The sequence below is a fragment of the Paenibacillus sp. FSL H7-0942 genome (genome assembly GCF_045040715.1).
Lineage (GTDB): Bacteria > Bacillota > Bacilli > Paenibacillales > Paenibacillaceae > Paenibacillus > Paenibacillus amylolyticus.
Genome location: NZ_CP150279.1, coordinates 875,965 through 900,786, shown reverse-complemented (window position 1 = coordinate 900,786; position 24,822 = coordinate 875,965). Strand labels below are relative to the sequence as shown.

General features: G+C 45.8%; 23 protein-coding genes. 4 read left to right on the top strand and 19 right to left on the bottom strand.

Annotated elements, in window-relative coordinates; all coding sequences use genetic code 11:
• Positions 1-3: 3 nt before the first annotated feature.
• From MHI48_RS04125 to MHI48_RS04065, 13 genes are all read right to left on the bottom strand, one after another.
• A complete protein-coding gene (locus tag MHI48_RS04125; RefSeq protein WP_017690646.1) occupies positions 4-813 on the bottom strand; it encodes an ABC-2 family transporter protein in 810 nt (269 codons plus the stop codon).
• Positions 791-1,795 carry an ATP-binding cassette domain-containing protein gene (locus tag MHI48_RS04120; protein ID WP_100526342.1) on the bottom strand — a complete coding sequence of 335 codons (1,005 nt, stop codon included), beginning with the start codon at positions 1,793-1,795 and terminating at the stop codon, positions 791-793. The genes MHI48_RS04125 and MHI48_RS04120 overlap by 23 nt, the downstream gene beginning before the upstream one ends.
• A 32-nt stretch (positions 1,796-1,827) precedes the next feature.
• Positions 1,828-3,006 carry a radical SAM/SPASM domain-containing protein gene (locus MHI48_RS04115; protein WP_036668361.1) on the bottom strand — a complete coding sequence of 393 codons (1,179 nt, stop codon included), beginning with the start codon at positions 3,004-3,006 and terminating at the stop codon, positions 1,828-1,830.
• Positions 3,007-3,048: 42 nt separating this feature from the next.
• Positions 3,049-4,143 (bottom strand): SPASM domain-containing protein, encoded by a 1,095-nt coding sequence (locus MHI48_RS04110; RefSeq protein WP_405143111.1) that lies wholly within the window; start codon positions 4,141-4,143, stop codon positions 3,049-3,051.
• A gap of 27 nt (positions 4,144-4,170) precedes the next feature.
• Positions 4,171-5,286 carry a UDP-glucuronosyltransferase gene (locus tag MHI48_RS04105; protein WP_211083131.1) on the bottom strand — a complete coding sequence of 372 codons (1,116 nt, stop codon included), beginning with the start codon at positions 5,284-5,286 and terminating at the stop codon, positions 4,171-4,173.
• 44 nt (positions 5,287-5,330) lie between these two features.
• Complete coding sequence (locus tag MHI48_RS04100) at positions 5,331-6,689, bottom strand: hypothetical protein (protein ID WP_405143109.1); 1,359 nt, start codon at positions 6,687-6,689, stop codon at positions 5,331-5,333.
• Positions 6,686-6,937, bottom strand: coding sequence for an acyl carrier protein (locus MHI48_RS04095; RefSeq protein WP_036668367.1), 252 nt, complete (start codon positions 6,935-6,937; stop codon positions 6,686-6,688). Before MHI48_RS04095 ends, MHI48_RS04100 begins: the two co-directional genes overlap by 4 nt.
• Positions 6,938-6,958: 21 nt before the next feature.
• Positions 6,959-7,879: an NAD-dependent epimerase/dehydratase family protein gene (locus MHI48_RS04090; RefSeq protein WP_340907622.1), complete on the bottom strand. Its 921-nt coding sequence runs from the start codon at positions 7,877-7,879 to the stop codon at positions 6,959-6,961.
• A 389-nt stretch (positions 7,880-8,268) separates the two neighbouring features.
• A complete protein-coding gene (locus MHI48_RS04085) occupies positions 8,269-9,324 on the bottom strand; it encodes a hypothetical protein (protein ID WP_405143107.1) in 1,056 nt (351 codons plus the stop codon).
• A 49-nt stretch (positions 9,325-9,373) separates the two neighbouring features.
• Positions 9,374-10,864, bottom strand: a complete 1,491-nt coding sequence (locus tag MHI48_RS04080; protein ID WP_405144579.1) for a class I adenylate-forming enzyme family protein — start codon at positions 10,862-10,864, stop codon at positions 9,374-9,376.
• Entirely contained in the window at positions 10,864-11,079 is a 216-nt protein-coding gene (locus MHI48_RS04075; protein WP_405143105.1) for a phosphopantetheine-binding protein, read from the bottom strand. Before MHI48_RS04075 ends, MHI48_RS04080 begins: the two co-directional genes overlap by 1 nt.
• Before the next feature lie 1,391 nt (positions 11,080-12,470).
• Positions 12,471-14,252: a 23S rRNA (uracil(1939)-C(5))-methyltransferase RlmD gene (rlmD, locus tag MHI48_RS04070; protein ID WP_405143103.1), complete on the bottom strand. Its 1,782-nt coding sequence runs from the start codon at positions 14,250-14,252 to the stop codon at positions 12,471-12,473.
• A gap of 541 nt (positions 14,253-14,793) precedes the next feature.
• The gene (locus MHI48_RS04065) at positions 14,794-15,675 is read right to left on the bottom strand and encodes a diacylglycerol kinase (RefSeq protein WP_353883967.1); all 882 of its coding nucleotides are present in this window, start codon (positions 15,673-15,675) and stop codon (positions 14,794-14,796) included.
• 525 nt (positions 15,676-16,200) lie between these two features.
• Between MHI48_RS04065 and MHI48_RS04060 the strand changes: the two genes are divergently transcribed.
• The gene (locus MHI48_RS04060; protein ID WP_405143101.1) at positions 16,201-16,917 is read left to right on the top strand and encodes an NPP1 family protein; all 717 of its coding nucleotides are present in this window, start codon (positions 16,201-16,203) and stop codon (positions 16,915-16,917) included.
• 94 nt (positions 16,918-17,011) lie between these two features.
• Here the strand turns inward: MHI48_RS04060 and MHI48_RS04055 are convergent, their stop codons facing one another.
• Both MHI48_RS04055 and MHI48_RS04050 read right to left on the bottom strand, forming a co-directional pair.
• Entirely contained in the window at positions 17,012-17,428 is a 417-nt protein-coding gene (locus tag MHI48_RS04055; RefSeq protein ID WP_017690661.1) for a DUF4395 domain-containing protein, read from the bottom strand.
• A gap of 71 nt (positions 17,429-17,499) precedes the next feature.
• Complete coding sequence (locus MHI48_RS04050; RefSeq protein WP_405143098.1) at positions 17,500-18,426, bottom strand: ketopantoate reductase family protein; 927 nt, start codon at positions 18,424-18,426, stop codon at positions 17,500-17,502.
• Between the two features lie 168 nt (positions 18,427-18,594).
• Between MHI48_RS04050 and MHI48_RS04045 the strand changes: the two genes are divergently transcribed.
• Positions 18,595-19,164 carry a TetR/AcrR family transcriptional regulator gene (locus tag MHI48_RS04045; protein ID WP_100526328.1) on the top strand — a complete coding sequence of 190 codons (570 nt, stop codon included), beginning with the start codon at positions 18,595-18,597 and terminating at the stop codon, positions 19,162-19,164.
• Between the two features lie 145 nt (positions 19,165-19,309).
• Here the strand turns inward: MHI48_RS04045 and MHI48_RS04040 are convergent, their stop codons facing one another.
• Positions 19,310-20,095: a CbiX/SirB N-terminal domain-containing protein gene (locus MHI48_RS04040; RefSeq protein ID WP_341343782.1), complete on the bottom strand. Its 786-nt coding sequence runs from the start codon at positions 20,093-20,095 to the stop codon at positions 19,310-19,312.
• 1 nt (position 20,096) lies between these two features.
• The gene (locus tag MHI48_RS04035; RefSeq protein WP_017690665.1) at positions 20,097-20,387 is read right to left on the bottom strand and encodes a YerC/YecD family TrpR-related protein; all 291 of its coding nucleotides are present in this window, start codon (positions 20,385-20,387) and stop codon (positions 20,097-20,099) included.
• 454 nt (positions 20,388-20,841) lie between these two features.
• Here MHI48_RS04035 and MHI48_RS04030 point away from each other — a divergent pair, with 454 nt between their 5' ends.
• Both MHI48_RS04030 and MHI48_RS04025 read left to right on the top strand, forming a co-directional pair.
• Positions 20,842-21,480, top strand: coding sequence for a tyrosine protein kinase (locus MHI48_RS04030; RefSeq protein ID WP_405143096.1), 639 nt, complete (start codon positions 20,842-20,844; stop codon positions 21,478-21,480).
• Between the two features lie 133 nt (positions 21,481-21,613).
• Positions 21,614-22,702: a DNA alkylation repair protein gene (locus tag MHI48_RS04025; protein ID WP_405143094.1), complete on the top strand. Its 1,089-nt coding sequence runs from the start codon at positions 21,614-21,616 to the stop codon at positions 22,700-22,702.
• Between the two features lie 394 nt (positions 22,703-23,096).
• On the opposite strand, the gene MHI48_RS04020 is transcribed toward MHI48_RS04025, so the two are convergent.
• Together MHI48_RS04020 and corA are read right to left on the bottom strand one after the other, a co-directional pair.
• Positions 23,097-23,558 carry a DIP1984 family protein gene (locus tag MHI48_RS04020; protein WP_076329570.1) on the bottom strand — a complete coding sequence of 154 codons (462 nt, stop codon included), beginning with the start codon at positions 23,556-23,558 and terminating at the stop codon, positions 23,097-23,099.
• 128 nt (positions 23,559-23,686) lie between these two features.
• A complete protein-coding gene (gene corA / locus MHI48_RS04015; RefSeq protein ID WP_036668386.1) occupies positions 23,687-24,646 on the bottom strand; it encodes a magnesium/cobalt transporter CorA in 960 nt (319 codons plus the stop codon).
• Positions 24,647-24,822 lie beyond the last annotated feature (176 nt).

Below are 24,822 nucleotides of genomic sequence, written 5' to 3'. Positions count from 1 at the left end.
GATCTAACCTCCAACGGCTACATATTTCCTCATCCCGGAATCCCACGACAACTTCGAAATCATCATAAGCACAATTACCCAGACCGCTTGTAAGAGGAGTCCGCGCACGATTTCATGAATCGCCATGCTCCCATTGATGATGTTAACCGGGAAGAATACGACATATTGAAACGGTAAATAGCTGGAGATTCTGGCAAACGTATCTCCGAAAATATTAAGCGGAAAGATGGCACCACTTAGCAGATAGACGCCTTGATTGAACGCGATATAAACGCCCCAAACCTCGGTAATGATGAACGCGAGAGCACTAATCGAATAAAAAAGCAGGAAGTTGATGAGCAGTCCGAATAGAATGCTGACCAGGAACATAACAATCTGCACCCCTCTAAGCTGAAACCCCCAAATCTGAGTAAAAACGATCATCAGTATGACGAATAAGACAAGGACGACCCCGATCTGAACCGTTTTCCCACCGAAAAAATTGCATATCCGATAGCTGAAATAATGAATGGGCTGAGCGATAAATTTGCTCAGTCCACCCGTCTTGATATCATTCGCGATTTCCCCTTCAAAGCCGGCAGAAACCAGCTTGGAGACGACGCCGGACAACACGGAATAAATGATGATCTGTGAATAAGTATAGCCATTAATAATCTCTTGCGGCGAACTGCGAAACACGGCCGTCCAGAGGAAGCATTGGACGAGAATGATGAAGCCGCCGCTGATGATACTCATAAAGAAATCGGTCCGATACTCCATCGCATTCTGAAGCGCAAGGATGTACGTCCTTTTATACTTCTGTAAGGCTTTCATGTCTGACCCCATCTTTCTGATACAAGCTTTCGATGCCTCGCTCGACAGGTATATCTTCAACTGTGAAATCGAGGATCGGGAACCGGTCCAGCATCATCTTGGAAAGCCGCTGAAGGTCATGCTTATCGATCTCCATGACGGCATTCATGCCGTCATGTTGCATGATAGCGCCATAGTCGCTTAGCGCTTGCCTCGGCACTTCGTCCGTAAATTGCAGCTTGATGATCTTTTTTGCATGAAACAGCTCGTTCACACGCCGAAGATCGCCGTCGTATACGATCTTCCCTTGATTGATGATGATTGTTCGTTTGCATAAATCCTCAATATCCGCCATATAGTGGCTTGTCAGAATGACCGTTGCTTTCGTCTGCTGGTTATAATACTTCAGGAACTCCCGAATGCGCTTCTGCGAAATCAGATCGAGTCCGATTGTAGGCTCATCCAGAAAAATCACCTTAGGCCGGTGGATGAGCGACGCAATTAGCTCCATCTTCATCCGTTCCCCCAGCGAAAGCCTACGTACCTGAATATTGAGCAGATCTTTAACATCAAGTATCTCCGTAAGCTCATCCAGGACAAGGTTGTAGGGCTTATCCTCGACCTCATAAATGCATTTGTTCAGGTACAACGATTCGTTCGCCGGTAAATCCCACCACAACTGCGATTTCTGCCCCATCACGATCGAGAACTGCATCTTGAATTCTTTTTTTCGCTCCCAAGGGACATAGCCTAATACCGTCGCTTGCCCGCTTGTCGGATACAAGATGCCGGACAGCATCTTAAGCGTAGTTGTTTTGCCGGAACCATTCGGGCCTAAGAACCCGACCATCTCGCCTTGCTCGATTAAAAGTGATATCTCGCTAACCGCTTCTTTGATCAGTGATTTCCGCTTCACTAAATTTTTTAGCGATTTTTTGAACCCCAATTCTTTTTCGTAGTAATTGAAGCTTTTGGATAAGCGTTCCACTTGGATAATGCTCACTGGTTCACCTCATTTATGCTCATGTAGAATAGTTAAACACCGTGCAAATGCAAGACACTGCACTTGGAACATGCCGGTGTCAGTCGTTCATCCATCATTTCCCTTATCCTTCTGTAGGTCATGCCGTGCCATAATTCCTGTACGGACGCTTCATTTAATTTGCCGATCTCAAACTCCTTGAAAAATTTGCATGCAACAATCGTTCCATCGGGCGTAATATCCATCCGGTTCGAGAGAGCCAGACACTTCTTGTTCATCGTGCCTTTACTCTTCACCTCTTTGCCGAGCACGAAATCTTCGATCTGGTCATAATCCAGATTCGGCTGGTAGCGTAAACGCATTTTCCAGACCCGATTATTCACCCGGTCCAACTCGCTCATCAAAGCAGGGATACGCTCCGGATCGAGCTTGTAGTTAAAGGCGTGCCAGCTTCGTTCGCCCTTGTGCTCGCTCGCCGGAAGGAAGTCGAACTTCTGGTCAAAGTAATCGTCCATTCCCTGCGTGCATTCGTCCGAGATGTACCACGGGAAGCAGACCATGACCATATCTACACCGACGTCCTCCAGAAATTCCAGCAGATCGTAAAGCTTGTCGGTCATAGCATCGTTAACGACGGTATGGATCGTAATTTTGCCCCTGAATCGGTTTTCCTTGCGCAGCTGGACTAGCATCCGAATAGCATCTATCGCCTTGTTGAATACCCCTTTGCCGCGAAGCGCATCATTCTCTTCTTCGAATCCATCAAGTGCAATGAGCAGCTCCAGATTGTCGGAGATTCTCAGCAAGGCGTCCAGCTTTCGCTCGATCAGCATCGCGTTCGTGCAGATCGTCGTCTCGCGAGGATGGGCTTCAAGTAAATCGGCCAAACGGTCGAAATGGCTGTATACGAGCGGCTCGCCGCCCCAGATATAGAGTCTCGACTTGGCTGGTTCCGTCTCAAGGATCAGCTTCTCCAGCAGCCCGTAGTCGAGCTGTTCCCGCTGCTGCTCCGGTGTCATAAAGTGATGGTATCCGGTGTCGTTCCATTGATAGCAATGCTTGCAGCGCAAGTTGCATTGGTTCGTGAGTTTAATCCCGACCGACTCTGGCAACGGTGTCGCGTAACCCGCTATTTTCTCCATGTTCCGCTTTGTTTCCACCGTATTCTTGATAGTACGTTTCAATATTTGCAAATCCTTTGGGGAATGTTTAATCTCTGATTTTGGATTCATATCAACACACCCTTCTTAAACTTATTAGGTTATTCACATGAATCAATAGATATAATACCTTGAACAAGCCGTACAAATCGGAAGCATATTTTTTTTCATATACGCGCGATAATCTTTGTACTTGTCACTACTCCAGATATCCAGCAAACTCTCTTCGTTCACGTTGCCGAAGGTCAAATCATAGAAGGCATGGCAGGGCGAAACGTCGCCCCTTGCCGTAATCTCCGCATAAACCCATGGAAGGGAGCACCGATTTCGTTTATCAGCCATCTGATGGAATTGCCCCGAGAAATAGTTACTCAAATTTTGTTCATCTATCGTCTTCGGATAGGTGATCACATGGATGCGGTTTTTCAAGCAATACGCTTTAACATTATTGAGCTGTCTCGTCAATTCCGGAATATCGATCTGGCTGAACGAACTGGTGTCCCGCCAGACCATCCCCTTGGCATAAGGAGCTTCATGCACGTCGAATTTGTCACTAAGAACCTCCACATATTGGGCATACTGCTCTTCCGTTGCATAGAGCTGCACTTCCATGCTGATATGGTCCAACATCGACAAGTCGATATGCTTAAAGAAAAATTCCTCAACGTACATATAGTTCAAGGGCGTAATGATAAAGGATACACCCATTTTCGGAAATTGCTTGCCCTTGCTTTCCCGAAGCTCATAAAGCTTCTCGATCCCCTTGATTACTTTCTTGAATACGCCTTTGCCTCTCTGCCTATCGTTGATTTCCTCAGGGCCGTCGAGCGACATCCAGATCTTATTTGGAGCAGTCTCGACAAGCATCTCGGCATGCTGCTCAAGCAATGTGCCGTTCGTGGGGAAGTCCGCTTTACTTCCATAGTGATTGATCATGGCGAGAATGTCGCTCAGCCAAGGGTACATCAGCGGCTCGCCGCCGAAGAAATCGTAATACGGCTTGCCCGGGCTGCACTCGACGATGATCTTTTTAATGAGATCCGGATCCAGATGCGCTAACGTTTTTTTGCTTTTGTAGGGCCCTTCGAGTCCCCACTCATAGCACATCTTGCATCGTAAATTACACTCCTCCAACAGCTGCATGACGATCCATCTCGGATAGCTTGTCTTTGTCTTATCTTGGACGACACTCAATTTGTTTACACTCATCGCATAACCCCCTCTGCCATTGGAATCTTACCCCTTCGTTAACGCGACTCTCGCACAATAATGATCCACATAATTCGTCCGTTCTCCGGGTCTGTTCATGATCGCTTGATGCATCTCCCTAAGGACCTCTACGGAAAAATCCATCTCCCGCCACTTCTCGTAGCGTATTCCGAACCCCAGTGATTCCCACAATTCCAAATTGCTAAGCTCGTGACTTCCGAACGGCTCCAGCAGAATAAGAGGGGTTTCGGATGCAAGCGAGTCGATTAATGTGCCCGCTCCCGGCTTGGCCACGATAGCCATCGCCTCCGAAGCGATATCGAATAACCAATGATGATCAACCTCAGCGGCGTATGACTTCGTGTCTTCTCCCGTTATTTCGATGTATGGCGGAAACTCGTGCAGGCCGTTCGCACTCTTCACCCATGCACACCATTCCGGATCATTCATCCAATATCGGTGATCGGGATCGGGCTTCGCTTCCTTCCAATCGTAAGCTACGATATCAAGCCCATAGTTATGGCCGGCAAGCTCTGGAATTGTACTTTGATAAGTGCCCATCCCCCAGCCGCCGCCATGAACAACAAGCCGCCGCTTCCTTGAGTCGAAGGGCAGTGGCGTACGATGAAGAACTGGGATTTCGCATCGAATCTCCATCTTGTCAGTGTCATAGAGACAAGCATTGTAATAATACTCGTCATAGCGAGAGTGAAACTTCTTCAAGCTCTTCCAAGACGGGGCCAGATCTGAATCGACGTAGAGCAGGTCTACATGAATTCGATTCGGCAGCATCTTCTCCCTATACAAATCCAGAATATAGATCCAGTGTCCGGATAACGATATGAATTCGTACCGGTCTTCCGCTTTCCACGCCTCCAGCAATAGCTCGACCTGGGCATAATCAATGCTGTTGCGTATATCCATCGGCATTCGGGCCGATAAATTGGCAAGTGCGAAATTATTGTGGTAAGCCTTTCTGCTGTCTACAATATGTTCCATCTTGTCTTGCTCCAAATAGCTTTCGAACACGAGCACTTCCGTCGCGATATCCCTTTTCTCGAAATCACTTGCAGCTAACAGACCGGGAATATAGAAACCCAGACCGAAACCCGAGCATAGAATCGTCACTTTCCGCTTACCCATAAAATTTCTTCCTCCATTCATGGCTTTAAGCGCTTCGGACTGCATCAGCGGGCGATCTTGAAGGATAACGACGACAGCACCTCCTTAACCTTAGCGGTCAATCGTTCGTTATCCCATTCCCCCTGGATCAACGAATAATATAATCTGCCTTTCACCTGCTTATTCCGGATCCCCTTGCACTCGCTGACGACTTTGTTAATAAGGAGCGTATTCGCGCTTAACGGTAAAATACCGAATCCTCGATCAGGCTTATATAGAACACCCTCGCGGTCCAGCGATTCAAGCAATTGATCGAATGATACATCGCATGCAAACTGTAAAGTCGCATGCGTCATGCTCCCGGCCGTGTCGTGCTTCTTCAGGTAGCGGTCAACGTAATGCTTGATCAGACTCATCGATCTTCTTGCATTCACCTCAACAATCGGAACGATGCGGCCGTCTGTCAACAGCATAGAATCGACGCATACGTCGCCGTGATAACCCGACAGATAAAGCTCGCGAGCCGCCCGTTTCATTACATCAAAATACTTCGCTTCCTGCAGCATATGAAGCAACCTATCGTCTGCTGTATAGGAGCCTTGGTAAGCGAAATTGTGATTGACCAACTGCTGCACTGAGATATGTCGGTAAGTACCGTCCGAATCGATGTGGAATTGGCAAGAAAAATCCAATTCCTTGCGGAGGAACGGCTCAATAATAAACCGAACCGTTTTTCCCTTGCTGCACTGATCGGCGACATAGGATGTGACTCGCTGCAAAATCGCTTCCGACTCGATCAGCAAATTCCCTTTCCCGGATACCCCAAACTCATCTTTGATCAGGAAGGGTCCTTGATTCAGCAAAGTCAAGCCGCTTGCCAGCAGCTCTTCGGGAGAATAGACCGTCTGGCTGTCACACCGAAGATCAAGGCGACGGTTCAATTCGGTTGAATACAGCTTCGAATTGACAGTCTGAACCGTTTCGATAGCTGGAAAATCCTGTTCCAGCCCGTAACGCGCTGCAGTACGATCTACCCCCGGAATGACGGCAAAGGGCGACAACCGGGCGCCGTCCAGCAAGTAGAGATCCATGTCACCCATTCGATCGGCTGATGTGAGCAGGTCGAATATATTGGCGGTTCTGCCTACGCTTCCTACATCAGGACTCTCGAGATCGGTTGAATTGGAAAGAAATTTAAATCCGATCTCATGCAAATACTCTTTATGGCAAACGTTCATTCGATAGCGAGTAATGAGCTTATCCTGCGCCTCGCAAAATGGGAAGAGCAGCTCATCCATGGCCATCACGATATTCTCCATTTCAGGATCGTGAAACGACGGCAGTTTGGCTAGATTAGGGTCGCGCCAGAAGCGTTCCGCGTCAAATGTCCCGATAATGAGCTCGAACTTGCGTCTATCGTTCATACAGGCGCTGTTTTCTGCAGCTCCGAGATATAATTGCAGAAGGTCGTTACCGACTCCATAAGATTGAAGTCGAATTGTTCAAAATCGATTTCAATACCGAAACGCTCTTCCACCTGTAGTACAAAAGTAATTAGCTGTAAAGAGTCCAATCCCCCGTCTTCCATGATGTTCGAATGCTCGTTCAAACTGTTTGCCAGTTGGGCGTCTTCCTTGATTTCGCATATCATCGCTATGATCTGTTCTTGCATAGGTACCTCCCGTTTAATGGATTATTGACCCTGGTAATAGTGGATCGTTCTAGTGAGTGCATCATGCAAACTGATCGCCGGTTCCCAGTCCATAATCGTCCTTGAAATGGTAATATCCGGCTTCCTTCTCCTTGGATCGTCTTCCGGCAGCGGGAGAAACTCTAACTGCGCGTTGGACTTCATTAGCTCCTTCAATATTTGGGCGACTTCAAGTATGGTGACTTCCTCCGGATTCCCCAAATTGACTGGCTGTTCATACGTGGTGCTCAGCAGTCTCACAATCCCTTCCAGCAAATCGTCGATATACTGAAAGCTCCTCGTCTGTCTGCCGTCGCCATAAATCGTAAGGTTTTGCTTGGACATGATTTCATTAATGAAATTGGTAATCACGCGTCCGTCATGTAAATCCATCTTCGGACCGAATGTATTGAAGATCCGAATGACCCTTACCGGTATACCGTATTTCCTGTTCATCCAGTAGGTGATCGCCTCTGCATACCGCTTCGCTTCGTTGTAGCAGCTTCTTGCTCCAACCGAATTCACGTTGCCATAGTAGCTTTCCGGCTGAGGATGAACAGTGGGGTTACCGTAAATCTCGCTTGTTGAAGCCAAGAAGAACGCAGCCTGCTTTTCTTTGGCCAGATACAGCAGATGCATCGTCCCTTCGCTGTTGACCCTCATCGTTTCGATCGGATAGGACAGATATTTGGGCGGACTGGCAGGACTGGCAAAATGCATCACCCAATCGACAGGGCCTTCAATTGCGAGCGGATAAATGACGTCATGCTCGATAAACTTGAAATTTGGCGACCGTAAGAGATTGTCTATGTTGACAGTAGACCCGGTCAGAAAATTATCGACGCCGATAACGGTATGGCCTTCCCGCAGCAGCCTCTCGGCGAGGTTGGAACCGATGAAGCCTGCGACTCCTGTTAATACAATGAATATTATGATCCCCCCCCTTGCTTAAGGTTTGTGAAACCACTATTAATTCAATCGAACAGATATGGTTCTATGCATGAGTCACAAGATGTTGGGTTAAATACTAGGAGAGATTCTTGAGGTGAGTGGATCCGTTGTGGTTGTGCCGGAAAAAGCGCTTAAAGCAATGCGGATCGTTGAAAGACAAGAAAGCAATAGGCTGTCAGCAAACGGAATCTTTAAGACAAGAGCAACGGTTTGGCTTACTCAACACGCTGTCTCCCAACGATTATAATCCCGGCATCACTCCTTCCATAAATATGCCCGGATCACCACGGGCTTCGCGCTAAAGCTTCTATTCGGGTGCAAGGAAGAGATATCCACAACTGACATCATCTGCTCCCTCAACATTACTGAATAACTACCTTCTTCAGCCATCGTTCAAGGAATATGGATTCTTCATTTTCTATATTCGTAATCAGCGTTTGTAAACTTTCGGAAATACTCGTATCCTTTGTCAAATTATATTTAATCGCTAGATTCACAAGGATTTTTGCTTTAAGTTCAATAGCTGTGAATTCATCTATATGCTCTTGATTTAATTCAATTAAATGCTGATTATCGTACAAGTACTTGAATCTTAGCGTCATTATCTTCTTATGATCATAAATTAAATGAAAGGGTCTTATATCAAGCATAACCTTATGTTCCAATGTCTCTTTCGCATAATTTAATAGAGTTGTGTATATTTGCATGCCGAAGTCAAGATTATCCCTGTCGCCCCCGTAGTTAAACATCTCCCAATACTCCGGCGTTTTGTTAGTGAAATAATTTCTTATCGAATTCACTAGGGTATCTGCACTGAATTTATCCTGATTTTGATCATTGAATGTATACAGATAAACCATTTCTCTAAGGTAATCATGATTGGTTGTTAGATGATTTTTGTCGAACGCAAGATTGAAATCATTAAATGATATCTCAGCCTGACTATACACCCCGTTCTTAAAAAAATCGGAAACATACAACATCTCTCTATCCAAATCATAGCCGTAAACAAATATGTCATGATGCAATTGAAGTTTATTGTAGCGATCGCTTAGGGGCACGTAGAAATAATTGATCATGGTGTGGACATAGTTATTAGCATTAATATTTTCTACAATAAAATGAATAACAGAGTCCCATTTAGTTGTTACAGTATCTCTATGTATCTTTTGAGTAGTAATCCATTTGCACGCATCCGAAGGCCGCAGCTCATAAGTCAGAGGGAAATAAAAATCTCCCCAATGATGTTTATAATCTTTGTTAATAAACAATTGGATATAATTGCTAAATATCCATGGGTGTGCGCACTCGTAATGGGTAAGTATGGACAAGAGATGAGCATGTTGCGTATAGGTTGTAATCATCGGATAACTGACCGGCAATATTTTTCTGCCTAACGTTTGAGTTGAATTCTTCAACCTTTCGTTCACCCCTGGTTATCTGGTTAAATAGCTTAAGGATTTCGAATCAGTATATCTCATTTAGCAATAAGCGCTTCGTGCTTGCCCTGTCCAGTTTTCCTGTTTTTGTTTTTGGAATGTTATCGATAATCCTCCATTGTCTAGGCACTTTATACGTTGACAAATGCAAGTTGCAATGTCGTGTCAGTGCATCTATATCAATCAGGAATTCATTAAAAACTTTCAGAAATGCGATAGGCACTTCGCCTAACAGATCATCGTGTACACCAACAACCATGACCTCCTCCACTTCTTTCAAGCCGTACAAAAATTCCTCGATTTCTTCCGGATAGATATTGATACCGCCGGATATAATGATATTCTTCTTTCGGCCTGTGAGTATAAGACACCCTGATTCATTCCAATATCCCAAATCTCCTGTCTTTAACCAACCCTCAACAATGGTAGCGTTCGTTAACTCCGGGTTTTTGTAATAACCGAGCATCACATTCGGGCCCTTTACCCAAATTTCTCCGATAGCAGCTCCTTCTACCTCATTCTCTTCTTCGTCAACAAGACGAATAGAAACGTCATTTATGGGTGATCCACAGGATAAGTAGCGCTCTCCCCGTTCCATCATGCTTACCCGCGGAGAAGCTTCGGTCAATCCATAGGTTTGAATAATGTCCGCATGAGGAAATACAGTCTGAAGATGGTCTACTAATTTCGCGGGAGTCGCCGCACCGCTAATTACAATAAATTCAATGGAATCAAAGGCACTCCAGTTCTTTGTCTGATGGAAATCGGAAACAAAGTGCATCAATTGCGTAGGCACCGCTGAGAATGCCGTGACCGCCTTATTCTGAAACAGTTTAAACGCGGTGCGCGGCAGAAAGGGCAAGCTGATAAGTTTAATTCGGGTTCCATATAACATACAAGAAATCAATTGCGTGACAATCGTAGAACTGAAATGAACGGGCATCGTTACAAGAAACGAATCTTGTTCTGTATACCCCACCTTTCCGCCATGTGCCAACGCATTCGTTAATACATTCCAATGGGATAACATAACGATTTTAGATTTTCCGGTTGTGCCCGATGTAGGAAGGAGAATCGCACATTGATTGGGATCGGACTGATTGGTTAACGAGATCGATTCGAACGAAGGCATTGGTTCTTGCGATAAATCCTGAGCGGTAACCCAAGGTATGTCGCAATTTAAATGCGCTGGCTGTGCAGATTTGCTGATAACCAATTTGGCGTCACTGGCATTTAAAATATTTTCAATTTCAGTATTGGACGCCGAATAAGGAACCGGTACTAACACATAACCGCAGAATTGAATGCCCAGCGCCGCAAAAATGAACAAGGGCTCATTATTTGTGTATAATGCAAGATGGCTTCCGGACTCAAGCTCAAAATTCTTGTGGATATATAGAGCAATCAAGTAAGCTTCTGTCATCACCTCTGCGTAAGTCCATTGCTGCTTTAGATCTTCAAGGATAATATGATCTTGGCGATCAGAGGCCTCCAGAAATAGACGCTGAATGATCGTCATCATAGCGTTCTCACAGTCAAATAATTAAGGATTAATCCAGCCGTGGAGAACTTCTCAAATAACAGATCTTCATCAGGGATCGAGATGTTAAACTTCGATTCCATTAAAACAATAAGCTTGATGAAGCCTACTGAATCGATCCCTTGGTCCAACAAACGGGTATCGTGGTCTTCCGGATACTCGATGTCCAGTTCAGCAAAAATTTCATCTCTCAAGATAGATTCTATTGATTTAGACATCATATTCCCCCGTTAGATAATCTTTAGAAAGGCTGATTAAAGAGGATAGTATACGTGATGAGCAAGTGAAAGTGATTTTGAAGAAGAATAAGTTCATAACGATGGAAAAGGTGAATTTGCACTGAAAGAGTTGTTTGCAGAGATGCTGCAATTCATGCTGGAGGTGGAATATGACATGGTTCATGTCATAAAAAGCTTGACGCGAAGAGTACAACGACGGAAATACTTGAGGGTTCCCTCGTCAACATCGCAAAGCCTAAAGAAAAAAGCATTTTCCCAAGCAATGAAGCGTTGCTGAAAATGCTCTACAAAACTACGATGAATGTCACTCGTAAATGGACAGAGTGTATATACAACTGGGAGTAAGCCCCCAATCAACTCTCCATTTTCTTCCTCGACGGGATCAAACTATACTGCGTAAAGTTTTTCTTGGTAGCGTTTACACTAGTAGATTTACGGCACCAAACGCCCGATATATTAAATATAATTACATATATGCCAATTGTCAACAGTTTTGAAAAAGCCCGTTGATGCCCTCTGGAATTCCATTCGTCATCTGGTTGTTTCTCTCATTTGTGATTGTTTCAAAATGTGTATGGTAAAGGGAAAATATAGTTAACGCAACCATTCCAGTCATAAAGAACAATAAACATTGTCAGAATGCTTCATAACCACAATGTCGAAGTGTTTTCGTCTAGGGACTGTTAAGCTTACGAGGAAACAGACGAGCGGAGATATTGATAAGGAGAACGGCTCGACTTCAAACTGGAATCGCTCATGAACACGATAGAATCACGTGTATCAGCGTCCAAAGCTGAGTTAATGAAGTTTGCCTCGCTTTGACGTCCAATCGAAATCAGTTATAACTCTAGCACATGGGTAAACACGGTTTCCAGTAACCTCTTTCATCTGTTCGGAAAGAAAGAGGTTACTGGTACGAAAGTCTGGCTGTTGGCCAGCGGCGATCCACATGAAGATGATATTTTCACGAACCGCCCTACAAGGCTTCTCTACCCACATTTGGCTACAAGCGTGATGATAAGAAGCTTCTACTTGATGAGATCTATGCCCCTATAGTTCAAGAAATTTCACCTCTATCTGTATTAGGTTTAGGGTGTGTACAAAATCAGTAATTACTTCATTATTACAGGTACAAAAAAAGACACGGAAGAACAACTCCGTGCCTATATAAAGCAATTATCCCGCTTCACCAAACTTCAAATTGAAGGTCAACAAGTCTTTAAGCAGGCACTTCAAAGACTTATTCAAAAAATTGAAGTTATTAAAGACGGTTCAATCAAAGCCATACATTACATATTTCCCGTCCTCAATCCATAAGGAAGTTGGAACAACGAGAGGCGTAGGAATTAATCCTGCCCCTTCCATTTTAACATCGCCACCGATTCCACATGCACCGTATGCGGGAACATATCCACCGGCGTTACCTCCACGGTGCGATAGCCGCCATCTTCCAACACACGAAGATCACGTGCCAAGGTACTCGGATTACAACTCACGTAAACCACGCGTTCCGGCTTCATCTCCAGGATGGTATCGAGCAAACGTGGATCACAGCCCTTGCGCGGTGGATCGACAACGATCACATCTGCTTCGATGCCTTGTTCTTTCCAGCGTGGAATAACGTCCTCTGAGGCACCAACTTCGAACTTGACGTTGCGCATCTCGTTCAATAGAGCATTGCTCCGCGCATCCTCGATCGCTTCAGGCACGATCTCTACCCCGTACACCTGATCCGCATGTTGCGCGAGGAAAAGAGAGATCGTTCCGATGCCGCAATAGGCATCAATGACAGTCTCTTTGCCACTCAGTCCTGCGTACTCTACCGTTTTGCCATACAGTACTTCCGTTTGCACCGGATTCACCTGATAGAACGAACGCGCAGAGATCGCAAACTGCACATCACCGATATAATCATAGATTACATCACGGCCCCACAGGACGCGGGTCTCATCGCCAAAGATGACGTTGGTCTGTTTCTTGTTCACGTTCTGGCAGATGCTTGCCACATGCGGAATCGCTTCACGGATACTGCCAATCCATTCGTCTTTGTACGGAATGTCTCGACCATTCGTGACCAGTACGAGCATCATCTCGCCAGTACGGAATGCCTTCTTCACAACCACATGGCGCAATAAGCCGCGACCTGTCTCTTCGTTGTAGGCGCTAATTCCAAAATGACTGCCGATCTCTTTAACCTTTGCGACCACTTCGTCATTGTGCTCATGCTGAATGAGGCAACTCTCCATATCGATGATGCGATGGCTTCCTTTAGCGTAAAAACCACCTACCAGACCACCCTCGGCAGCTCCAATTGGCACCTGTGCTTTATTCCGATAGCGCCATGGCTCGTCCATACCCATCGTAGGTAGTACACGAATGCCCTGCTCCGTATCCTCTTCGTTCATGACACCTTCAAGCCGCAAACGAATGCGATTACTTCCAATCATTTGTGCTTCAGAAGATGTTTGTCCAGGTTCAGTTGTCTGATTCGCATCATGTTCCAACCGTTCTGCCAGCTTAGCCTCATCAACTGAGGTGTCATCCTGCGCGTTGGATGCCAACGTCTCTGCATCCTCCACCATCACGTTCAGCTTGCCAATACGTTGCAAATTATCTACGACCAACTGGCGTTTCCACGCAAGCTGTCCGGCATAGCTCATATGCTGGATCTGGCAGCCGCCACACTGATCGTAAATCGGGCAAGGCGCGGACACTCGATCCGGGCTTGCTTTCACGATTTCCAGCAGTTTGGCGTAGCCGTACTGCTTCTTGGTTTTCATCACACGCACATGCACGGTTTCACCTGGAAGCGCACCCTGCACAAAGAGCGTGTATCCATTCGCACGACCTACACCCTCACCGTCATGGTTCATGCCAATGATGTCGATGACGGTCTCTTCATTTTTGCTAACGGGCAGTCCTTCGATTGGTGCAGATTCACGCGTTCTCCCCTTTGGACGAACGGCAGAAAGAGATGCGCCTTGTGGTCGCACCTCTTTTCCCTGCTGACGTGTAGATGGACGAGATGATTGACTTGGCTGACGGGACGCTGAAGCGTTCCCTTGCCCCTGAGAGGCAGCCGAATTCCGGCGGTTTTTTCCACGACCGCTGCGGTTCGTATTAGACAACGTACATTCACTTCTTTCTTCTTATATAGTATCACATCAAAAAATAACGTTCCGAATTTCTAATGAACTTCAGAAAACGTTATATCATCATCCGATGGTGTTTCCCGACCTTTTTCGGTCATTTTCTCCAAAATAACGACACTGAGATTCGTTAGATTCGCAGCTTCGGCGATTTAGCCACATTAAGGCTTTCTGAGTTCGTTAGCCGCCAGCCGGCACTCGACCAAACTGTTACATTCAGTACGGTGTACTACATCGCAGTACCATCGAACTAGACCAGCACTTTTAACCTTCACTGTTCAATGTTCACTGTTTCACGTTCACTCAATCACCACAATGTGCCCTGTATCAGCTCAACGTTTGGTGACAACATGAGATTATACGCGATCCCACCGTACACAGCAACTGGAAAATGCACTTCCATCACACCTTACGGTCGAGCTGAATCCAACTCTCCTCACCACTTGTGCGATGCTATACAACAACCACTGCGGCATTAACGCTTTCCGCAAGCGACCACATTCTCCGCCAAGTGCCAAGTTTAACGATACAACATCAGATGATGACGCAAATTCGTAAACGTAGCTGGCAATGTGCCGCCCAACTCTCCATCGAGATTCAATTGTACATATCCCGGGGACGTAACTTCCATATGACTCGTCTGGAAATGAACCACTTTCTTGTCGTTCAGATGCTCCCCACGCAGCGCAAGCGTTACGAGGCGGATCATATCAGCCAGATTACATTTGCGGACACCGATCACATCGAACAGACCATCATCAATGCTTGCACCTGGAGCCAACTTCTCAAATCCCCCGACCGAATTGGTATTGGCGATGAGGAATAACATGAATTCATCATGGATTTCTTCCTGACCGTCGGCGCGAATAATCAGCTCCTGAGGAGACAGGCTCGCCATTTTCTCAATACCCTTCATGTAATAGGCCAGTTGCCCAATCATCGTTTTCAGACGACTCGGTACTTCATAGGTCAGTTCAGTCAGTGATCCACCGCCGGCGATGTTGATAAAATATTTATCATTCGCTTTGCCCAGATCGAGCGGACGAAGTTGCTGGTTAATGACCAGATCCACGTAATCTTCCCACTGTCTCGGAATGCCGAGTGCACGTGCAAAATCGTTCGTCGTTCCCAAAGGAAACACACCCAGCGGAGGACGGTTCTCCCGCTCGGCCATACCATTGATAACTTCATACAACGTGCCATCGCCACCAGCAGCAATAATCATGTCATATCCGCGTTCAATTGCCAGTTCAGCTTCCCGGGTTGCGTCACCTTCACCCGTTGTTGCGTGACATGAAGCTTCAATACCACCTTGATCCAAACGCTGCAAAATATCAGCCAGACGTTTCTTCATTTCTTCCCGGCCTGAGGTCGGATTATATATTAAGCGAGCTTTTTTCATCTCATACGCCACCTATTCCACATTATCCATGAGTCTAAACGACCTCATATTCTTACGTTGCATCAGTCCACAAAAGGGCATATTTTTTACACAATAATGAACTTGCGTTAATATTGCTCTAATCATTCGTATTACCTATATCTATGCATCAGGAATTCCGTCTCATGCCAAAGCCTTTAACTCCTATCATATCATCAAATGTAAAGATGTCCTAGCCTGTAATACATAAGTATATTTTAACATATCCGTACCCACTAATCTGCCTATTACCCAATAAACCTCACGCACCGATCCTGAATCTTCCCCACTACCTTTTATGTAAAATAGTCTCATTAATCAACCATTCTGCCCGCTTGGATAGGAATTAGTCTTCGATTTCGATGATCTTCATATGATTATGACATAAATATGCTACAAATTTACAAATCTTAAGATGAAAAGATAAATAACATAAACCTTTTTCCAATATAGTTTTAGTGAACCCTCCACTTAGCACTACATCATACCCTTGAAGGAGATGTGTAAATGAAAAAAATCATGTTAATGCTCCTGGTCTTTCTTATGGCATGTATTCCTTGGGTCACCGTTGTTGAAGCAGCAGAAATCAATCATGATCAGGTTGTCGGATTTCAGGAAGTCTCCCCAGTCACCGTAATGCAACAAGCAGCCAAGCGTTTTCAGCCATTTCTAAAAGTCTATCATGGTTGTGTACCTTTTCCCGCAGTGGATCAACAGGGCAATACCAGCGCTGGCTTGAATACGTCCGGGTCATCGAATGGGAACTGTAGCTCAAACACAGGGCAGATCTACTCCCGCTCCGCATGGCACAATGGGGTGTGGGCTATCATGTATTCGTGGTATTTCCCCAAAGACTCCCCTTCCTCTGGACTCGGCCATCGTCATGATTGGGAAGGAATCGTCGTGTGGGTCGATAATCCGGCAGCTCCCAATTCCAAAATCCTCTCTATCGCATATTCCGGTCACGGCCAGTTTACAAAAGTTACACCGAGCAATAACAATACACAAGGTAACCATCCGTTGATTTCCTATAATAGTACCTGGCCGCTGAACCATGAGCTCGGCGTTACTAATGCTGTTGGCGGAACTCAGCCTTTAATCGGATGGGACGATCTGACTTCTGCGGCACGAAATGCACTCAACACGACAAACTTCGGTAGCGCCAACGTGCCTTTCAACGATAACAATTTCACCAACAATTTAAATAAGGCCTGGTTCAGATAAAAAAATCCCCTTCAAGTGGCAGCTCACTTGAGGGGGATTTCGTTATGAAGTTATCCTAGTATCCCGGATACCTGTATCACTTCTTCAGCCAACCTCAAAATCCGATTTTTCTACCTGCACGCAGCTGTTTATACCAGAAATAGACGGTGCAGCCTACACAATAACCCAGCAGCGCCGCGCTTGCAGCCGCGAGAAGCATGACGGAGAATACATAACCTGCGGCTACCCAGCCAAGCGAGAACGAGATGAGTGCCAGAGACAGGAAGAGCACGGCCAGAATATTGTTGAATCGCTGCAGCTCCACCGCCTGCGTCTCTGTACCTTTACCAGTCAACACAGCTTTCCCAATCTGCACAAACAGATTAAGCTTGCCACTGGAAGCCAGACCAACCACCTGAATGACCCACAGCGCTCCCAGAACTACAATTGGATTGAACACAAACGAGAGTAAAACAAACAATACAATACCGACCTGATTTGCTTTCACATAACGCATGGGCACTTCCCGCATCTATATACCTCCTTATTCCCATTTTATTAGTTGGTTTTATTGTAGTCGGTATTGGGTTAATGAGCAACACTTCATTTAAGGATAGTAAAATCTCTTTTCAGCACGTCCCAATGGGGAGTCGGGATGCCTGTTGTCTTTTTCCAATCGGTAAATGCATTATTTAACGCCTCAATCTCTCCAAAAGAACCCGCGACCAGCTTATGAACCGGAAGCATGCTATAGATCTTCAACAGAAGGTACAACATCCGTTGATGCTTGCGGATCATTTTAGCCTGAATCTCCGGTATAATCGTTATGCCCATAGCTTCAAGAACGCTAAAGCCTTCATCCATCGCCCCAATCATATGTTGGATTTGCTTTCTGTTCCCGTCCAACTTGATCAACTCACGCTCCTCATTAAAGCTCACCGCATTAAGCATCAGAATGGGGATGATATGGCTTTTCAGCCAGGCATCAATATCGCTCAGAACATTTAACTTGTATTTCACATGTTGGAAAGCTTGATCCAGCAAAGGTTTAAAGCCTATTTCACCGTCCAGACTTCCAATTACCATTTGTCCGCTGCCTCCACCGACCGATAACATGCGGTCCTTTTCCCGCTTCCCTGCACTCACATGGAATCCAAACGCGACCTGTTTTGCTACCCTGCTGTTTTCCTCCAAAAAGTTTTGCATGCTTCGTGCATCTGCGTTGTTTCCCACAATCACAATATTGCTGCTCTGATTGTCTGCCAGGATAGGTAACACTGAAGGAAAATCGTTATATTTCATGACAACAAAAATCAGATCATATTGGTCATCCACTTCCAACGTTCTGGCTACCCGAACCTGATCAACTGTCGTTTTGAATTGAAAAATATGCCGGATGACGATTCCATCCTTCTCCAGCTCCTCTGCCCGCTTCCCTCTAGCCAGAATAGTAACATCATTCCCGCCACGTACCAGAACTTGTGCCAGTTGACTGCCCAAAACACCTGCACCATACACTAATATTTTCATTGGTTATCCCTCTATTTCATATTTTATCAATATTCGTTGCTTTATGAACATTTGTTGATAAAATAAGATTAACAAAGCACCTACTGTGCTTCAATCGTTAAAATATCTGTTTTTGTTGAATAATCAACGAATGATTCCTTATTGTTGAAAACCATCATAGGAGGGGCCATGGACAGACGAGTACTCAAGACACGAAAGGCGATAATTGAAGCTTTTGTGGGGTTACTGGAGGAACAGGAATTCGAGCAAATTACGATAAACGATATTGCAGATCGGGCTAATGTAAACCGAGGAACCATCTATTTGCATTACGCTGACAAGTTCGACCTGTTGGATCAATGCATTGAGACCTATTTGCAGCGGTTGTTGGATGCCTGTATGATCGAAAGCCCTACTACAACACCCGTTACGGCCAAGGATGCGCTGCTCCGAACCTTCAGTTATCTGGAACAGCATGCCTCTACCTATACCACACTTCTAACTAAAAAAGGTATTCCAGCGTTCCGTAGTAAGTTGATGACATTGTTGGTCCAGGGAGTGGAGGAACAGATGGATGCCTGTGGCATCCAGGAAGGTATGAAAAAAGAGATCACCATACAGTTTCTTGCTTCCGCTGCTGTGGGCCTCCTGGAGTGGTGGATTATGAATTCCATGCCTTATCCGGCCGAGGAGATCGTTGACCAATTAATAAATTTACTGGAGCTACATCTGCAATTGCACGCACCCATTAATGGATAGCCCAATCTCTTTCAAGTGATCTACAACAAACAAAAACCACGTCCTTCGACGTGGTTTGATTGTTTATGAAGCTATGGAGTTCAAATCAATTGATGCGACATTACTGCGAGCGATGCAATCACACACCTATGCCAAAGCAATCACTTCAAGAAGAAGCTTTAACTTCATTACATCTCTCCAGCAAAATCTGGATCTGACGCTCCAGCCACTGTCCAAGCAATGGATGTGGTAATAGTGTCTCACCGCTGTACACATAGTTCAGTTCTTGCAACCGACCCGGGATAACGTTCCTCGTGAAATAACCGGCACTCAAAAACAGCGGCGCCACAATGACTCGGTTCCCCCGCTCTTCGCTCCAGTACTTCACTTTGTCGTACACACTCTCCGGATTCAGCAATGCATAATCCGTATGGGCTACACCACTAACTTCCTGCACACGCTCTGCAAGGGAAGAAATTCCGGCTTCCCAACGCTCGCGAAAACCATCATGAATACTCCCATGGCCTACCAGCAGAATCGTTTCTTCCTCCGGTTGCTGCGACAGTAATCGGACTTTGTCCCACACCATCACGGCAATATCCGGATCGTTATCCACCGGATAACCAAAGTGAACCCGAGCCTTCACATCGAACGGTTCCAGATCCGTTTCGCGATCAGGTGTTTCCTTTGCACCGATGGCATATTCAATTTCATCCACATGTGTACTCCCGGACGAAACAAATAGAGGTACGACCAGAATATCGGTTACGCCTTGTGCTTCCAGTCGGTCGATACCGTCCTGGATCAGGCGTCCTTCCACAAGTTCCAGAAAACCGGCTTCAACCGGTAATGGAACAGGCAGATTCAACCGGGAGATCGCGTCATCGACAGATTCCACCCAGGTCTGCTCCTGTGAACCGTGACTGATGATGAGTACACCCGGCTTCTTCATGTTAGCGTCCCAGGCGTTCCAGCGTCATTTTATAACCATCATTGCCGTAATTCAGGCAGCGTTTCACACGTGAAATTGTAGCTGTACTCGCACCTGTCTCTGCTTCAATCTGGTTATACGTATTGCCTTTACCCAACATACGAGCCACTTCCAGCCGCTGTGACATGGATTGGATCTCGTTAACTGTGCAGAGGTCATCAAAGAAAACATAACACTCTTCAATATCTTTTAGCGTCAAAATAGCCTCGAATAGTTGTTCAATGCTTTTATCATTTAGCTTTTTCAGCTGCATTTCATCATCATCCCCTAGCGGTTACTGTGTACCTACATTGTACTCACCCTGAGTTGGTATTTCAAGCGTTACCGATTTCACGCACTACAGAATAAAAATACATGTTACCGCTTACAAAAGGTACTATTGTCCTCCGCTCACGCACATCGGGCGAAATTTCCGCGCTTTTTCCCAGTTTTCACCTGTATATATCCGATTACTTATGTAGGATTTCAATCCTCCTAAATGTTACAATTTTGTGTCTAAACTGCATTTTACTCTTCGTGAACCTGCCATCATACATGCGCCCAAATCCGCAAATATCCCGTTTTCCGGGATACCCGCCTACGCCGTCTCTCCGCGAATGACATACAGTATAACAAAAGGGAGTTCCACAAGGGTCTATGATGTACATCTGTCATGCAACTCATGGAACGCAATTCCGAAATCCAACATAGAAGGAACGTGATCGTTCATGCCACAGCATTATTATCACCGCCAGCCAGCACCAGGGCAGCGTCCGTCTTCTCATGCTCATCGGCAGGCGCATACTTCTGCCTATATGCCGCCCGGTGTGGTTCCGCGGTCTTTGAATGAAACCCAGATCCAACCGATGTACCCTGGCGTAGAACCACACTACCCGGGCTTTGGTGAAGTCGAAGCATCTGCAATCGTACCGTATGGGCAAGGTGCTCCAGGCGGGAACTTTTATGGAGGTGCAGCTCAGATTGTTCCCCCAGCTCCGGTACAGGCGCCTGCTGCTACAGGCAGTTCCGGGTTTTCGTTAGCCAACATCGGTGAGTTAAAAGGAATGATCGACCGCTTCGGCGGTATTGATGGGATCATGAGTGGAATAGGCAAAATGCAAAAGGTCGTCGGTGGGATCCAGCAGATGGCTCCGATGATGAAACTCGTTATGGGCATTCTGCCTTTTGGAAAAGGAAAAACGGATAACAGCGCGGCCGATGCAGACTATGAAGAATATAAGCCGTCCCGCAAACGCAAAAGTAAACGTCGGAACAAAGCAACGAATGTTCCACGTCGCCGTAATACGACTCCACCCCGTCGCAAATCCAATTCCACGAAGCGCCGTCCCAAAAGTCGCAAAGGTTAAAAAAATTCAGGCACCCCCATACAGAAGGTGGGTGCCTTAACACTGTTCATCCGAATACAAATAAATTTCAGGAACTCACGTTCTTATTTCTGTAATTTGAGGTATACTGGATAGTAACTAAAGGAGGCGGACCATGGAACTTTTCAAAGACAAATACACTCCCGCATTAATCGATCGGACCGGCGAACAGATGCGTCAATTCTACCCTAAGCTGGATACACAGCAATTTCATGAATTGGTTTTCGCTGAAGGCTGGGAAAAGTTGGAATTTAAAGCGCGCATTCGCAGAATCACACTGGCTTTGACCCAGGTACTGCCGGACAATTATGAGGAAGCATTACATATTATCGAACAAGCCGCCCCGACGATGAGAGGCGTTGAATATCTGTTTGTACCGGATTTTATCGAAGTGAACGGACTTGACCCAGAGGATTACGAGTTATCCATGAAGTATCTGACCCTCTTCACACCTTATTCCAGCTCGGAGTTCGCGGTACGCCCGTTTATTGAACATTATCCAATCCAAACGATGAAACATATGATGGCGTGGGCAGAGAGCAACAACGAGCATATCCGCAGACTTGCCAGTGAGGGCAGCCGGCCACGTTTGCCATGGGGTGCGAAACTCCAGAACTTTATCACTGATCCAACACCTGTACTTCCGATTCTGCATGCATTGAAACAGGACGAGTCCCTCTATGTTCGCAAAAGTGTCGCCAATCATCTGAATGACATCTCCAAGGACCACCCTGAACTGGTTATGGATCTGGCCACGACCTGGTACGGACAACATGCACACACAGACTGGATTGTCCGGCATGCCAGCAGGTCATTACTGAAGAAAGGACATAGCAAAGCACTGAGTCTTTTTGGTTATAACGAGCAGGATTCGATTCACATTGAGCAGCTTCAGCTTGTCCAGGATACGATTAGCATTGGCGAGGATCTCCATTTTTCGTTCGATGTCGTTAATGAGAGCGGCGAGTCCCAGATGCTGCGAATTGAATATGAGATGGGTTATATGAAGGCAAACGGCAAGCAGGCCCCCAAACGGTTCAAATGCTCCGATAAAATGTACCCGACAGGCAGAACCAAGGTAGCCACCAAACAATCCTTCAAAGTCATCACAACGAGAAAATATTATGCCGGTCTGCATACGCTTACCATTCTTGTGAATGGCAAAGAAGCAGCTACAACTACTTTTGTTCTTGAAATGGAGTAAAAGGAAGTCATCATAAGTTATACACAGCTTGTTGAAGCGGAATAGTTATTCACATGTGGATACATTTTTTCAAAACTTCTAATAGAAGAATCAGAAAGGCCACCTGGCAAACATCATCTCCCGACATTTATTACTGCCCGAGATCATGGCCCAGTGGCCTTCTTCATATGTAGTTCAAACTGCAATTCCCCTTACCCACCCTCACCGCTATCCAAAGACCTGCATATGGTCGTAACAATTAGAAAGATACACGATACATCCATGCTGCGCATTCTTGTAACAATATTGGGCTAAATGATGATATGGGTTAGACATGGCCCAGCGTCTACCAGGTTTCCAACTTCCCGTTGGTGGGTTATGCTCGCTTCATTTGGATAGGGTTACCGACGCAGTTTTATTCCTCGATTAAGTCTATGGTCCAGTTCTTCTCCTGAATTTTAAAATCCAGTTCCCGGTAGGATTTCGAAAGGCTATCCACTTTTTGTTGAATATCTGCTATGTTCACGGTTCGCTCATACTTCACTTCAGAACGACTGTACCGATCCTGGCGAATGGACGCATGCTGCAAAACCTCGTTAAACGATGCTCTTTCTTGCATGATTCCATCCCGCTCTGCAAGGGCATCAGCAAGCGTAACTCCAGCTGTGAAGTCAGTCTGTGCATTGGTCTTATTAATTTTCTTAACCAATACCGTCAGGCTCCGGATCGTATTCTCCAGGTCAATCATAAGCAACTGTGGGTCCTCTGCTGGCTGTTCACCTTCCTGAACTTTAACTACGCGTTCCAGACGTTGCTTGAGCTGAGCTATCTTCTTCTGCTCATCTGCACGCAGTACAAGAGCCTCTGCCAATCTCATCGTATCCCATCCTTCCACAATGATATGTATGGATAATTCATCCAGAATCTATTCACATATCGTTATATTTTACCTGTGGATACACGTTATTACAAGTTTTTGTTACTAACATCTGATTACACTGGTTCTCACTTAAACCAGCCCCGTTTTACAAACCAGGCGACCATGCTTCCGCCAAGCACAAACATCAACAGTAGCACCGCACCATACCCAAACTTCCATTGAAGCTCAGGCATATAGGCAAAGTTCATGCCATAAATACCCGCGATCAGTGTAAGCGGCATAAATACAGTCGTAATCACCGTGAGTGTCTTCATGATCTGATTCATCCGGTTGGAGTTCAGGGAAATATAACTATCGCGCAGGTCAGCGGTCATCTCCCGATCGGCTTCAATCATATCCGTCAGCTTCAATAAATGGTCATAGATATCGGTAAAATAAGCCGTATGTTCGCCTGTTCGTTGTACATGCTGGGAATTGACCACCCGATAGAGCAGATCCCGCATCGGTACTACCGTTCGTCTTAGCTTCAGCAATCGAGTCCGCAGATCAAACACCTGGTTCATCAAGTCTTCAACTGACTCCTGTCCACCCCGGTTCTCCAGTTCGGCCAGTTCATCCTCAATCGCAAATAGAGACGGAAAATAATGATCGACCAGCTTGTCCATCACCGTATAGGCTGCAGCCACCGGACCTCGTGCCCAGATGGTTCGTTCATGTGCATGGTGCAACAAGCGTTCCCACGCTTCATCTACTTCCTCCAAAACTCCATGATGAAAAGACACTAGGAAGTTTGATCCGAGAAACAAGTCAACCTCCTCGGCTTCCAGTGTGGACGGGTTCAGTGCATGTAGTACAAGAAACTGCAGATTATCATAATAATCAAGCTTTGGCCGCTGCAATACATGCAGACAGTCCTCAATAGCTAAAGGGTGAAAATGAAAATATGTATCCAGCAAACGACTTTCCTCTTCCGTTGGCTGGTTAAAATCGGCCCATACCCAGGCGTAATCGTTCAGATCCAGCTGTGTAAGTGGTACGTTAACGGAGACTTGATGTTCTCGTGTAATGGCGAGTGTACGAATCATAAATTAGACCACGTCCTTGTCCTGTATCTTTACGTCATTGTACAACTTTAACCATAGGTACGTCTCCCACGTGTCCAAAATATCCACAGACGCATTCAAACTCGACAACAAAAAAAGCCAACCCTGTTGGCTTCTCTCATTTCCCTATCCACAGTTCCCTGTATCCACAGGAATAT